Source organism: Pseudodesulfovibrio sp. S3 (genome assembly GCF_004025585.1).
Taxonomy (GTDB): Bacteria; Desulfobacterota; Desulfovibrionia; order Desulfovibrionales; family Desulfovibrionaceae; genus Pseudodesulfovibrio.
On record NZ_QTZO01000007.1, the window covers coordinates 135,338 to 148,327 of the forward strand.

Sequence of the window (12,990 nt, forward strand, 5' to 3'; positions counted from 1 at the left end):
GCGGTAAAACTCTATTCCAGCCCACACCCTCTGTCAATTTCATCCGGCGTGCCCTGTCGGGTCATACCTTCCAGTACGGGTGGCTGATGTCTTCGAAGGCGGACATGGCCGCGATGGACCCCTCGCCGATGGCGGTGACAATCTGTTGCAGTCCGCCGGTCAGGTCGCCTGCCGCATAGACGCGGGGTATGTTGGTGCGCATGTCGGGGCCGACCTTGACGAATCCGTCTTCCTTGAGTGCAACGCCGAGGGTCTTGGCCAGATCTGTGGCCGCCACCTGGCCTATGGCCACAAACGCGCCGTCCACGGGCAATTCGGTCACGGTGTCGTCCTTGATGTTGCGCAGGCGCAGGGAAGTGACCTGCTTGCCGTCACCCTGAATCTCCTCGACCACGGTATTCCAGAGCACCGGGATGCGTTCGTGCTCCACGGAGTCCTGAAGGGGTTTCTGGGCGCGGAAGGAATCGCGGCGGTGAATGAGGGTCACGGATACGCCGAGGTTCTTGAGGTGCAGTGCATCGGTCAGGGCCGTGTTGCCGCCGCCGATGATGGCCACGGACTTGCCCTTGTAGAGGAACCCGTCGCAGGAGGCGCAGTAGTTTATGCCGCGTCCGAAATAGGTGTCTTCGCCGATGGCGCCCAGCTTGCGGTAGCTTGCGCCCGTGGACAGGATGATCGCCTTGGCCGAGTAAGTGCCCCGGTTGGTGGTCACGGTGATGGGCCCGCCCTTGCCCGCATCGCCCATGTCGACGGAGTCGACGCTTTCGCCTTCATTGATCGGAAGGTAGCCGCGGGCGTGCTCGCTCATGATATCCATGAGCTGTTTGCCCGGCACCGAGGCAAAGCCGGGGTAATTTTCCACCACCGGGGTCAGGGCCACCTGTCCGCCCACGATGCTTTTTTCCAGGACCACGGCCTTGAGCCCGGCGCGCACGGCGTAGATGCCTGCGGTCAGGCCTGCCGGACCGGCGCCCACGATGACCAGATCCACTTCGCCCGGTTCGATGGTGCCGTATCCTGTCGCAGCCTTGGTACTGTCCTGGCCCGGCAGCAACCCCTCTGCCATAATATCCTCGGCAGATTTGAGATACACCATTTCCACCACGAATCGTTCTTCAGGCATGAGGCCCAACGCCTCGTGCCTGCCCTCATTGAAGATGGTGTGCGGCACGGACCCGACGTTGTAGCGTGCGGTCAGCTCCGGGTTCTCGTTCATTTCAATGCACTCGGCCTTGACCATGCCGGGCTTGGCGATGGCGCACTTGATGGCGGACATGACCTGTCCGGGGCAATACGGGCAGGTCGGGGAGACAAAGACCTGGGCCAGCCGCTCTTCGCCCAGTTGGTCCAACAGGGGTGCGGAAACCTCGGAAAGGCCGCTTATGCCCAGGGAGACAAGCATGATGGCGGTGATGAACGATTTGCCTTCTTCACCCAGCGGCGCACCCAGGAACCTGATGTGGTAGTCGTCCGGGTTGAGGCACAGGGTGGGGGACGCGGTCACGCTCAGTTCCTTGGCCCGGTCGGACGGAATCTCGAAGCGGCGCAACCGTATTTTGTCGTTCAGCCGGGAAAGGGCCGTGCAGAACTTGATGGCATAGTCTGAAAATTCGTCGTTGACGCCGGGGGTGGTGAAAACTTCAAGCGTCACTTCGCCCTTGAGATCCTTGAAGGTCTTGGTCAGTTGGGTGCGGACCTCCTTGGGCAGGAATTCTTCAGTGGGCTTGTCGTTCTTCAGGGTGGGGGGCATGGGTGACCTCGTTCGTGTTTCTTGGTGTATGCCTATCTTCCAAGATACGAGGCCGCTCAGGTGGCGTCAAGGGCGTTCGTGGATGCGGAAATCAAAGCACCACCACTCGGTTGCGTCCCTTGTGCTTGGCCTCGTAAAGGGCTTCATCCGCCCGCTTGAGGATATCCTCAATGGAATTATCGTCGGGGTGGATTTCGGTCACGCCGATGCTGATGGTATAGCTGATGGCGTGACCATGGGTTTCAACCGGACTTTCTTCGATGAGTTTACGGAGCCGTTCGGCTGTGTTGACTCCGGCGGTGATGCTGGTTTGGGTGAGGGCGGCCAGGAATTCCTCGCCTCCGACACGACCGAACAGGTCCGTGGTCCGCAGGGTCGTTTTGGAAAGGACCACCAGTTCCTTGAGTACATCGTCGCCGGAAGGATGTCCGAAATTGTCGTTGATGTTTTTGAAATGGTCGATATCCAGCGAGAGCAGGACCAGGGAAGTGTTGTACCGCTTGCAGCGGTCGAATTCTTCGGTCAGCCGCTCCATGAATTGGCGCCGGTTGCTCGCGCCGGTTAGGGGGTCGGTGGATGCCAGTCTGCGCAGTTCGTTTTCCATGGTGCGCTGTTCAGTGATATCCATGCTGACCCCGATCACGCGCAAGGGGGTGGCGTTTTCATCCACCTGGACCTGGGCGTCGACGCGTATGGTTCTGATGGAGCCATCGGGCCATACTATTCTGAATTCCATTTGCAGCGGGTTTTTTAATTCGATGCACTGCATTATTTTCTGTTCGGTCCCGGCCAGGTCCTCGGGGTGGACAAGGGAGCGCCAGGATTCGAACATGCCACTGAATGCGTCCTGCTCCACCTTGTACAGTTCCAGCATCTTGTGGTCCCAGAAAAGCTCATCGGTGAGCAGATCCCATTCCCATATGCCGATGTTGCCTGCATCGGTGGCCATATCCAGCCGGTCGGCAATTTCCTTCAGGGCCTCTTCGTTCTTTTTGAGATCGGTCATGTTGCGGGAATCGATGGACACGTAATCGATATTGATGCCGTCAATGGATACCGGGTGATAGGTGATGGCCATGTAGAGCTTGCCTGTTTTCGGCAGGTCGAACCAACTCTCCACCCTGACGATTTCCCCATTGAAAGCCTTGTTTATGTGCGGTCTTGAAGCCGCCTCGAATCTGTTGTGCCCGAGAATGTCCACCATGGTCTTGCCCACGATGTCTTCCTGTTTTTTCCCGAGCGCCAGGGCATAGGCGTCGTTGACCATACAGTAGCGGTAGTTCTTGTCGATGAGCGAGATGAGGTCGGGGTTGGTCTCGATGATGCGCTCATACCGGATAAGGGCATTTTGCGTCAGTTCCCGTTCCCGGTCCTTCTTGACCAGCTGGATGTTCAGGAGAGCCAGTTCCTTGTTGGCCTCCTCCAGCCTGGCGGTGCGGCGACTTACCTTTGCCTCGAGTTCTTCATGGGCTGCCTTGAGTTCCGCCCGTGCCCGCTTGCGCTGGATGACGCGCCAGGCACCGTTCATGATCAGTTGCATCTGACGGACATCGGTTTGGGAGAAGTCCTCGCTCTTGTTGCCCACCCCTGCCAGGAGCACGATGCGATCCTCGTCTAAAACCGGGACGTTCATGTGGTTGACGATGGGAACATGCCCTTCCGGGTACCCCCGTTTGTTCGGAATGCCCTGGTAGTCGTTGTGGATGACAGGTCTGCGCTGCCGGATGGCGTCGCCCCACAGCCCTGTTTCGGAGACCTTGTACTTTTCCGACAAGGGTTCCATGGTACATTGTTTCATGACTTTCATGGACCAGGCGTACAGGGCCAGTTCGGTTTCATCTTCGTTGACCCGGAATATGTATCCGATTCGGCCTCCGGTTACTTCCGTGATGGCCTCCAGAGTGAAACTGAGGATTTCAGCCTCGGATTTTCGGGTCATCTCCGAAAGGGCATAGAGCTTTTCAAAGCGGATTTCGTCCAGCTCCACACGTTTGAGGGCCTCGCGGTGGGCCGTGATGTCGGTGAAGGAGATGAGTACCGCTTTCTCGCTGCCATAGTCGGTGGCCCTGGCGTTGAAGTTGATCCAGACAACTTTCCAATCCTTGCGGCGAAGGGGGATTTGATACGCACTGATGTCCTCCTGTTGCAGGAGGGCGTCCCAGTCGATTCTGTCGGTCAGATTGGCGTAGAAGTCCTCGGTGCTGCGTCCGATCAACTCTGTGGAGTCGTATCCCAGGATTTGGCCCGCTTCTCTGTTACAGGCAAGGATTTCGCCCTGCCGGGAGATGATGGTCATGCCGCCGGGTGCGTTTTCGAAGATGAGATCGTACAGTATGGGGCAGGCCGCATCGCTGTCAGGTGCCAGTTCGGATTCAAGCTCCCTGATGCGCTTTTGCGCCTCGTCAAGCTGTTTGCGCAGACTTGTTTTTCCCATATTACGTCGCCCCGTCAGGATTAGGCTTCAGTCCGGGTTGTTGAGGGGAGCATGATCTCAAACGTTGTCATCCCGTTTCTTGAGTTGAAATTCACTTTGCCATTCAGGTATGTTTCGGTAAGAAGTTTGATGACATAGGTTCCGAGCCCACGGTCCCTGGACTTCGTGGACACATAGCGTTTGAACAGCTCCTTTTGGATGTCTTCAGGTATGAGTCCCGGATTCTCCAGAGATATGGTCGTCCGGCCATCCTTTGACCGGCGGCAGCTGAGCGTGATTCTTCCAGGATTGTTTTCTCTCGCTTCCAGAGCGTTGTCGAGCATGTTGCGCAGGACGTGTCCCAGAAGGCGTTTGTCGCTGAAAAGGGATATGTCGTCTTCCAGCTTCATTTCGACGCAGGAAGGCTGCGTGTTCTTGAACCGGCACTCCTCCCCGATCAGGTTTTCCAGGTAGGGTTTTGCCTTGAACAGGGCCATGTTGATATTGAGTCTGTCTGTTTCCGCAGCGTAAAGGTCTCTGTGATACAGAACCTCCTTGAGAGTCCGTCGGGATGAATCGACAAGCAGGGGAAACAGGTTGGTGTCCTCAGGCTCTGCCTCGATCAGCTCCGTAAGCATGGATATGCCGCCTACGCCGTTGATGAGGCCGTGGTAGAATGTCCGGTTGAGGTAGCGCAGCCGGAGTTCATGGCTTATGTCCATGGTAAAAACGAGGGTCAAGGATTGACCGTTGAGGTTGAACGGTCGGGTGAATATTTGCAGGTCGAGTTGCATTTCCGTTTCGTTCACACGTCTCACCATTCGGCATTCCTCGCAATCAGCCGTGCCGTCAAGGCTCTTTACGATGGCCTTGGCCGCTCCGCACACATCACAAAAGATCGAGCAGCCGCAGCCCGCTTTTTCCAGGCAGGAATTGACGCAGTCCAATGCTTCTCCTGGGCGCAAGCCGAGGACCTCTTCTTTGTTCTTGAGTGATAATTGCCGGAACAGGTCGTTGCAGAAGACGATTTGGCGATGACGGTTGACTAGGACAACTCCCATGGGAACGGCGTTGAGCAGGGAGAGTGTCGTTTCCTGCTGCAACTGCCCTGCAAGAGATCTGATGACTTCCAGCGAGTCCCTTTCCGGGGAAGCAAAGTGGGTTGTCAGGCTTGGGTTGCTCATGCTGTTGTATCCTTGGATAGGGAGCCTTTGGCAGGTCTGTCGGAAACGGCCTTTCGTATACTGTTTTTCCCCGTGTATCGTATACTTATATTGCGGTTTTTTGGCACAAGGTCAATGAAATCGTTTCGTGCCGGGTAAGAACGGTTCAGACCATGGGTCGAAAAGGGTGCGGCAAAAGGAAGGGGGGGGGCATATGCCCCCCCCGTGGTGTGTGGTCGTCTGTTTGACCTATTCCTTGCCGAATATCTCTACCGGCTTCGTGGTATCTCCTCCCGTGTTCGGGAAGTCTGGATAGATGTAGGCCTTGGTGTTTGTCTCAATGAGGTGGCGGGCCTCTTCCATGTACTTGTTGTAACGGTGTTTGCACTCATAGAAGCCGTGCCACCATGCGTAGTCCGGGGCCATCATGGCCGTGCCCATGCGGGCGCGGCGGCCTTCATGGTGCCACAGTTCGTAGAACTCGACTTCCAAGTGTTCGTCGAAGTACGTGGTCTTGTCGAGCAAACCCTTTTCATAAAGATCGTCGAGCATCTTTTTGGCGGGTTTGTAGTAGACCTCGTTGTACTCTTGAACGGTCGTGTCTAGCTGAATGTAGAAGTCGTCAATCCAGGTCTGGCCGTGGCATTGTCTGCATATGTCCTTCATCTTGTCGCGTTCGACACTCCAATCCGTGCCGGACGGGAAGGGTTTGAAGTCCTGCGGCCTGACCGTGAGCGGGGCCTGGGTTTCCCAGGAGATGCGCTCGGTCACGTCGTGGGTGGTGGGCTGGGCGCCGGAACCGGACATGTGGCAGGCGGCGCAGGTGGGGGCGCGGTAGTCCACGCCGGGGGTCCATGCGCCGGGGGCGGAGTTGAAGTTGTATTCGTGCTTGAAGGCCTGGTAGATGTCACCATGCTTGGATTCGTTGAAGATTTCGATCTGCGGATGGTCAGGGCCGAGGTGGCACTGGCCGCAGGTCTCAGGCTTGCGCGCTTCCATTACCGAGAACCTGTGGCGGGTGTGACAGCTGGTGCAGGAACCGAGGGAGCCGTCCAGGTTCAGGCGGCCGACACCCACGTTGGGCCAGGTGGCCGGATCGAGCTTGCCGTCCACCATCTTGAGCACGGTGCCGTGGCAGTAGTAACAGCCTGTCTTGCGTTCATTGTCCGAATTCATGCCCTTGTTCAACCACGGATCAAGCTTCCACATGATTTCGATGGTGTTGGCATGTTTGCTCTTGGCATAGGATTTGGCCTCGTCCGGGTGGCACCTGGAGCAGTCCTTGGGGGTGACCGGCGAGGCAATGGGGACGAAGTACTGTTTTTCGCCCATGGGCATGTCGCCCTTGGAGTAGTATTTTTCATGGTCTACGCTGATGTCCAGGTCGCCGGGCTGTGCCTGGTGACAGTCCAGGCAGGTGATGCCTGCCGCCGCATGACGGCTCATGGCCCAGTCAGCGAAGATACCGGGGGTCTCTTGTTTATGACATTCGATACAGGCCGTGCCCTGGGGCGGCGTGGCCCGGTCCATGCGAAGTTCGCGAACCTTGGGGAAATTTTGCGCTCCGGCAGTGACCGCAGTGAAGGCGGTGATAGCCAGCAGGGCGGCAAGCATGAGAATCACTTTGCGATACATACAACAACCTCCTAAATACCCAGAGTTGACAGCCCGCTGGCCCTGTAAGGCGCATTGAACTGTTTGTAGTCGAAAAATTGCCTGTCCGCATGGACCAGATTCCTGTGGCAGTCCGTGCACCGGTACTCCTCGCCGCCACCCGCATAGAGCACTCGGCGGTGGGCCAGCATGGCTCCGCGTTTGGCCGGCATGTTCAGGATGTTCCGGTGGCATTTCATGCATTGGTCGTTCTTCATGGTCGCCCATATGCGTTCCCGCATGACCTTGCGGTCATAGCGTTCGGCGCCTCCCGTGAAGTGGGAGACCACGTCCTTGACCCCGTGCAGGGTCTTGGTGAAGAAAAAGTCGACCGTGTCGTGAGGAGCGGGCAGATGGCAGTCCATGCAGTCGGCCACGAACCCCTGCCCGTTGTTGACGTGGGTGGACATCTTCCAGGCCATGACCGCTGGTTGGATTTCATGGCATGAGCCGCAGAATTCCGGTGTCGAGGTCCTGACCATGGTGTAATAGGTCATGCTGAAAAGCGGAAAGGCAATCAATACGCCGAAGAGAACCAACAGGATCGACTTGGTTTTTCGTTCCATACCTCCTCCTGGTTGCAGTGTTCCTACTCGGGCAAATCACCCCCGGCCCGGATATAGGGGAAGTCTGTATCTGTTTATCAGATTTGGGGAAAAAGGAAAGTACTGAAATGTTATTATTTGGGAGTTATTCATTGGCTGTCCCTGAAGGATGAGAGGAGCGTCAGGGGAGTGTCTCCCCTGACGTTCCCGGTGAAGGCTGTGTATACAGTGACTGTTTACAGTTCGCACTCGGCCTTGGGGAAGGATATTTCAAAACAGGCGCCTTCCGATTCCCAGGACTGTGCCTTGATGTCCCCGCCGTAGTCGGTGACGATGCCGTATGAGATGGATAAGCCCAGCCCGGTCCCCTTGCCCACGTTCTTGGTGGTGAAGAAGGGCTCGAACAGACGCTCCCGAATGGACGGGGGGATGCCCGCGCCGGTGTCGCATATCCTGAATACGACCATGCCCTTGCTGCTGAAGGATGTGATCTTGATGCGTTTGTCGGCATCGAGCTTGTGTTTGCTCCACTTTTCTTCAATGGCGTCCCGGGCGTTGAGCAGGAGATTGATGACCACCTGCTCCAGCCGGTTGGAGTCGGCCATGATCAGCGGGAGTCCCTCTTCCAGTTCCCATATCATTTCGATGTTGTGCACTATGAGCTGCTGGCTGAAGAATTCGAAGCCGCGCGCCAACACCTCGTTGATCTGTACGGGCATGGTCTTGAGGTCTGATTTTCGTCCGAATTCGCGCATGTGTTCGATGATCTTGCTGGCCCGGTCCACGTGGGTGGAGATGCCTTCCGCCATTTCCGCCATGATCTCCGGGTCCAGCGGCGCATTGGTTTCCACTTTGCGCGAGAGCAGGTTGGAGATGGCCTTGAGGATGGTCAGGGGCTGATTGAGCTCGTGGGCAACACCGGTGCTCATTTCGCCCAGGGTAGTCATCTTGCTGGCCTGAATGAGTTGCCGCTCGGCCTCGATCTTCCTGGACACGTCGGTGCAGGTGACAATGAGGGTGTCCCTATCCTCGAACCGGGCCGGGGAGATGCGCAGGAAAACGAAAATGGGCCTGCCGGATTTGGTCACGTGCGTGCACAGCTCGATTTCGGGTCTGGTGCGGACGGCTTCCTCCCAGTCGAGGGCCTCTTCTTCGCGGAAAAACTGCATGAACGACCGGCCGCGCAGTTCCAGGTGGTGCCAACCATAGATGTCGTGGGACGACTCGTTGGAGTTGAGTATTTCCAGGGTATCCCGGTCCAGCACGAAGACCGCGTTCGGGATGGAATCGAAAATGGCGTGATACCGGTGTTCGGAGGCGGCGAGCTGGTTTACAAGCTCCTTGCGGCGGGTGATGTCGATCATCATCTCCATGGCCGCCACCACCCGGCCGTCCTTGTTCTTGACGGGTGAGGTGTACACTATCCAGTGGATGGGCATGCCTTCCTTGGACAGGCCGGATTCCTCGGACATGTGGGACAGTCCGTCCTTGAAGGTGCGGTCCACAGGACAGACCTCGCATTTTTCGATTCTCCCCTTGTTCACCTGCCAGCACCGTTTTCCCATGGGCAATCCGAAGTGGCGTTCATAGGCCGAATTGTGGCGGATGACCCGGTAATCGGTGTCCACCACGCTGACCAGGCACGGGACGTTTTCGAACAGGTTGCGGAATTCCTCGCGCTGTTCCATGAGTTCGTGGTGCTTTTCGTGAACACGCTGGCCCATCATGTTGAAGGCCTGGCCCAGGGTGCCGATTTCGTCCACCTGCTCGATCCTGATGTCCGAAAAGGTCCGTCCTGCACTGATTCCCTCGGTGGCGGAAATGAGACGTTTGATGGGCCGGAAGATGAATTTGTAGGTAAAGGCGAACAGGGCCAGGAACGTGGCCGCGAAGACCACTATGGAGATGCCCATGTTGGCCCGCTCGAACAGCATGATCATGGAATTTTTGGCATCCATGTTCACGGTCACGTCCAGCAGGCCGAGGACCTGTTCGTCCTCCTTGTGCACATGGCAGGGACCGGGAGAACATCCTTCGGTGTTGGCGATGGGAGTCATGATGGCCATGAGCTGACGCTTGCCGGACTCGACCATCCGGGTCCGTTTGGACAGGGGCATGGTGGGCGGCGGCGGGTCGTATTGGTGGCAGTTCCAGCAGGAGGGCGATTCAAGCCCGATAACGGTTCCGATCTCCTCGGGAATGTTGGAAAAGACGATGCGTCCCTGTTTGTTGTAGACGCGGATGGATTCGATTTCTTCCTGCTTGCTGATGTTGTTGATGTTCTCTTTGATGTCCTCTTCGTTGTCGAGCATCATGGCATAGTGCAGGGCGAGCATGATGGTGTCGGAGATCATTTCGATGTCCGACATGACGTTGGAGAGGACGTTGCGCTTGAAGTAATAGACGTTGAACCCGCTCCACAGGAAGATGCAGAACAGGAGCGTGACTCCGCCGGACAGGATCATCTTGGCGATCAGGCTTTCGCGGAATCTCTTGAACATGCTCACTCCTTTGGCCCGTGGGGCATGGATTGCGGCCGGATGCTACTCTTGGAGCGGCGGGTTCTGCGGACACAGGAACGCGTCCTTCATCAGGTCGGCCAGGGAATAGGAATCGAGCATCTTGTACATGGCCATGCTGGCGTCGTCCCAGATGGAGCGCTTCAGGCAGACCGCTGCCCTCGGACAGGTGGACACGTCGCCCTCGCAGCCCAGCACCTGTTCTTCGCCGTCAAGAATGCGGGCCACCTCGCCGATGGAAATGTCCTCGGGGCGTTTGACCAGGACGTTGCCGCCGTTGGGGCCGCGCTTGCCGGTCACATACCCTTCCTGCTTGAGCATCTTGATGAGTTTTTCCAGGTATTTGATGGATAACCCCTCGCGCTCGGCAGTGTCCTTGCTCGGGACAGGGGTGCCGTCCTTGGAGTGGAGGGCGATGTCCAGGAGCAACCGGGTGCCGTATCTGCTGCGTGTGGTCAGTTTCATAAATGCCTGTCCCTGGTGGCGTAGATGGTGAGTGAATTCATTGCGCCATCCAGCATATGGAAAAGATACGGGAAGATCAATCGGGCCATTCGGCTCGGTGGCAAACTACCGTCCGGCCTTTTCCGGCAGGGTTATGGTGAAGGTCGACCCCTGGTTCAGGGAGGAGGCTACCGTTATGGAGCCGCCGTGCTGTTCTATGGTCTGATTGGAGATGAACAGTCCGATGCCCGTGCCTTTTTTGCCCTTGGACGAGAAGAAGAGGGTGAAGATCTTTTCCTTGGTCTCCTGGTCCATGCCCATGCCGTTGTCGGTGATGGTGATGACCAGATCGGTTCCTTGGCGCTCGGCGGCCAGCTCCACCCGGCCGCCCTTGATGCGTTCGGAGGCGTCCACCCCGTTTTCCAGAAAGTTGATCAGCGCTGCGGACATGGCCGCAGTGTCGGCCTGCAACTCTCCGAGATCGTCGGGCACGTTGCAGACGAATTCCACACAGGCCGCGTCAGCCTTGGCCGCAGCTATTGCCGCAGTGTCCCTGAGGAACTGGGAGGCATCCACGGTTTCGGCCTCCAGCTCCCGCGACTTGGCGTAATACAGGATGTCCAGGACCATTTTCTTGACCCGGCCGATCATGGTCTTCAGCGTCCTGGTGGCGTCTTCCACGCGTTTTCCGTCACCCTTGTTCAGGCCGGATTCGAGCCGATAGATGCCGCCGTCCAGGGAGGTGAGCATGCCCTTGACCCCGTGGGACATGGAACCGAGCATGATGCCCAGAGAGGTCAGGTGATCCTGCAAACGGCGGATTTCGGTGATGTCCGTGGACATCTCCATGGCCTGGACGATCTTGCCCGAGGCGTCGTGGATGGGCGCACTCTGCACGAGCATGTTCTTCTGCTCGCCGTTCAACGTGGTGACCACGGTCTCGCGCTGTCGGGACAGGCCGTCCTTGAAGGTCTTTTCGACAAGACAGTCGCTGCATTGCTCATGGCGGTGCTTGTAGTAGGCAAAGCAGGGCTTGCCTGCGGCCTCGCCGAAGTCCTCGACGAACTTCTTGTTGGCCTCGGCAATGGTAAGATCGGGGTTCTGGACGGTGATGTAGCAGGGTGCCTCGTCGAAAAGCCGTTGATATTTGTATTGGGTGGTCAACAGTTCGTCCTGAAGACGTTTGAGCTCGCTCATGTCCACGGAGATGTCCAGGACCAGTTCGATGTCCCCGTTGTTGCCGGGGATGGGCGCGGTAAAGACCGTGACGGCAATCTCCTCGCCGTCCTTTCCGAGGAAATTTTCCTTGCTGCGCTGTCCGTGTCCTGTCTCGAAGGTCCGTTGCACCGGGCAGGCGTTGCCCGGAGAGTTGCGGTCGGAGTAGATGTCGAAACTGTTGGAGCCGACCTGATTGCCCAGCCGTTCCTCGAACAGGGTGTTGTGGGCCACGATTTCGAGATAGCGGTTGTGGATGGAGACCAGACAGGGCAGTTCGTTGAACAGGCCGTCGCCGGTCTCCACGTCCTGAGCCGCGTCCGAGAGTGCGGCCGAGAGGCCCTGGACCACTGCGGAGGCCGCTTTCTGTCGTTCCAGTTCCACGATGCGCTGGGTCTTTTCCTCGACCAGGGCTTCCAGGTTTTCGGTGTAGTTGCGCAACTGGCGCTTCATGGTGAAGCGGTCTCGCGCCCGTTCCAGGGCTACTTCCAGCACATCGTTGTTGATGGGTTTGGTGATGAAGTCCGAGGCGTCGAATTTCAGGGATTCAATGGCCAGGTCAAGGTCGCCGTGACCGGTGATCATGACCACTTCGGTGTCCGGGGACTTTTCCTTGATGGCCTTGAGCAGTTCGATGCCGTCCATGACGGGCATCTTGATGTCGGTGAAGACGATGTCGGGCTTGAAACGGTCGAAAAGCTCCATGGCGATCTTGCCGTTGGCAGCCGTTTCGACTTCGTAGCCGAGGTCCACGAGAGAGAGGCCTAGGAAGCGGCGGACACCTGCCTCGTCATCGACGAGCATCAATTTCCTGAAATTCATCTTACCCTCCGGGAAAGCCCTGTTTGCCGATCTTCCCTGCCCTGCGCATGGGGCAAGCGAGTTTCCCAGTCCCTTGTTTGCCGGTCCGGCTAATCGCCCAGAGCCTCGCGCACTATCTGGATCACATCCGCCGGATCAAAGGGCTTCTTGATGGTTGCCACGGCCCGTCGGATGGCCAGATGAATTCCCGACAGCCCGCTGATGACGATCACCGGGATGTCCGAAAATTCCTCCTCATTGGTCAGCCGACGGTAGAATCTGGGCCCCCACTCGTGGGGCATTTCAATATCCAGCGTAATGAGGTCCGGCTTTTGAGCCATGGCCACCTCATAGGCGGATATCCCGTCGGAGGCGCGGCAGGTGTCGTATCCGTGATCTTCGAATACGCTGATGAGGTAATCGACGATGTCAGGGTCGTCGTCCACCACCATGATTTTCTTTGGCATGTGCTCTACCTGTGTTCGAG

General features: G+C 57.5%; 9 protein-coding genes. All 9 read right to left on the reverse strand.

What is annotated here, in order from left to right; all coding sequences use genetic code 11:
- Positions 1-61: 61 nt before the first annotated feature.
- Positions 62-1,750 (reverse strand): FAD-dependent oxidoreductase, encoded by a 1,689-nt coding sequence (locus DWB63_RS10125; protein WP_128328718.1) that lies wholly within the window; start codon positions 1,748-1,750, stop codon positions 62-64.
- 91 nt (positions 1,751-1,841) lie between these two features.
- Entirely contained in the window at positions 1,842-4,184 is a 2,343-nt protein-coding gene (locus tag DWB63_RS10130; protein WP_128328719.1) for a diguanylate cyclase, read from the reverse strand.
- Positions 4,185-4,204: 20 nt separating this feature from the next.
- Positions 4,205-5,347 carry an ATP-binding protein gene (locus tag DWB63_RS10135; RefSeq protein ID WP_128328720.1) on the reverse strand — a complete coding sequence of 381 codons (1,143 nt, stop codon included), beginning with the start codon at positions 5,345-5,347 and terminating at the stop codon, positions 4,205-4,207.
- Between the two features lie 228 nt (positions 5,348-5,575).
- Entirely contained in the window at positions 5,576-6,961 is a 1,386-nt protein-coding gene (locus tag DWB63_RS10140; RefSeq protein WP_128328721.1) for a multiheme c-type cytochrome, read from the reverse strand.
- An 11-nt stretch (positions 6,962-6,972) separates the two neighbouring features.
- A complete protein-coding gene (locus DWB63_RS10145) occupies positions 6,973-7,545 on the reverse strand; it encodes a NapC/NirT family cytochrome c (RefSeq protein WP_128328722.1) in 573 nt (190 codons plus the stop codon).
- A 215-nt stretch (positions 7,546-7,760) separates the two neighbouring features.
- A complete protein-coding gene (locus DWB63_RS10150; RefSeq protein ID WP_128328723.1) occupies positions 7,761-10,025 on the reverse strand; it encodes a PAS domain-containing protein in 2,265 nt (754 codons plus the stop codon).
- A 42-nt stretch (positions 10,026-10,067) separates the two neighbouring features.
- The gene (locus DWB63_RS10155) at positions 10,068-10,508 is read right to left on the reverse strand and encodes an Rrf2 family transcriptional regulator (RefSeq protein ID WP_128328724.1); all 441 of its coding nucleotides are present in this window, start codon (positions 10,506-10,508) and stop codon (positions 10,068-10,070) included.
- Between the two features lie 105 nt (positions 10,509-10,613).
- On the reverse strand, positions 10,614-12,524 hold the full coding sequence (locus DWB63_RS10160; RefSeq protein ID WP_128328725.1) for a response regulator: 1,911 nt from the start codon (positions 12,522-12,524) through the stop codon (positions 10,614-10,616).
- 89 nt (positions 12,525-12,613) lie between these two features.
- Positions 12,614-12,970 carry a DVU0259 family response regulator domain-containing protein gene (gene divK / locus DWB63_RS10165; RefSeq protein WP_128328726.1) on the reverse strand — a complete coding sequence of 119 codons (357 nt, stop codon included), beginning with the start codon at positions 12,968-12,970 and terminating at the stop codon, positions 12,614-12,616.
- Positions 12,971-12,990 lie beyond the last annotated feature (20 nt).

What these genes read in the sequence shown, in the direction of transcription:
- DWB63_RS10125 (WP_128328718.1), bottom strand. Translation starts at nt 1,750, where the DNA reads ATGCCCCCCACCCTGAAGAACGACAAGCCCACTGAAGAATTCCTGCCC.
- DWB63_RS10130 (WP_128328719.1), bottom strand. Translation starts at nt 4,184, where the DNA reads ATGGGAAAAACAAGTCTGCGCAAACAGCTTGACGAGGCGCAAAAGCGC.
- DWB63_RS10135 (WP_128328720.1), bottom strand. Translation starts at nt 5,347, where the DNA reads ATGAGCAACCCAAGCCTGACAACCCACTTTGCTTCCCCGGAAAGGGAC.
- DWB63_RS10140 (WP_128328721.1), bottom strand. Translation starts at nt 6,961, where the DNA reads ATGTATCGCAAAGTGATTCTCATGCTTGCCGCCCTGCTGGCTATCACC.
- DWB63_RS10145 (WP_128328722.1), bottom strand. Translation starts at nt 7,545, where the DNA reads ATGGAACGAAAAACCAAGTCGATCCTGTTGGTTCTCTTCGGCGTATTG.
- DWB63_RS10150 (WP_128328723.1), bottom strand. Translation starts at nt 10,025, where the DNA reads ATGTTCAAGAGATTCCGCGAAAGCCTGATCGCCAAGATGATCCTGTCC.
- DWB63_RS10155 (WP_128328724.1), bottom strand. Translation starts at nt 10,508, where the DNA reads ATGAAACTGACCACACGCAGCAGATACGGCACCCGGTTGCTCCTGGAC.
- DWB63_RS10160 (WP_128328725.1), bottom strand. Translation starts at nt 12,524, where the DNA reads ATGAATTTCAGGAAATTGATGCTCGTCGATGACGAGGCAGGTGTCCGC.
- divK (WP_128328726.1), bottom strand. Translation starts at nt 12,970, where the DNA reads ATGCCAAAGAAAATCATGGTGGTGGACGACGACCCTGACATCGTCGAT.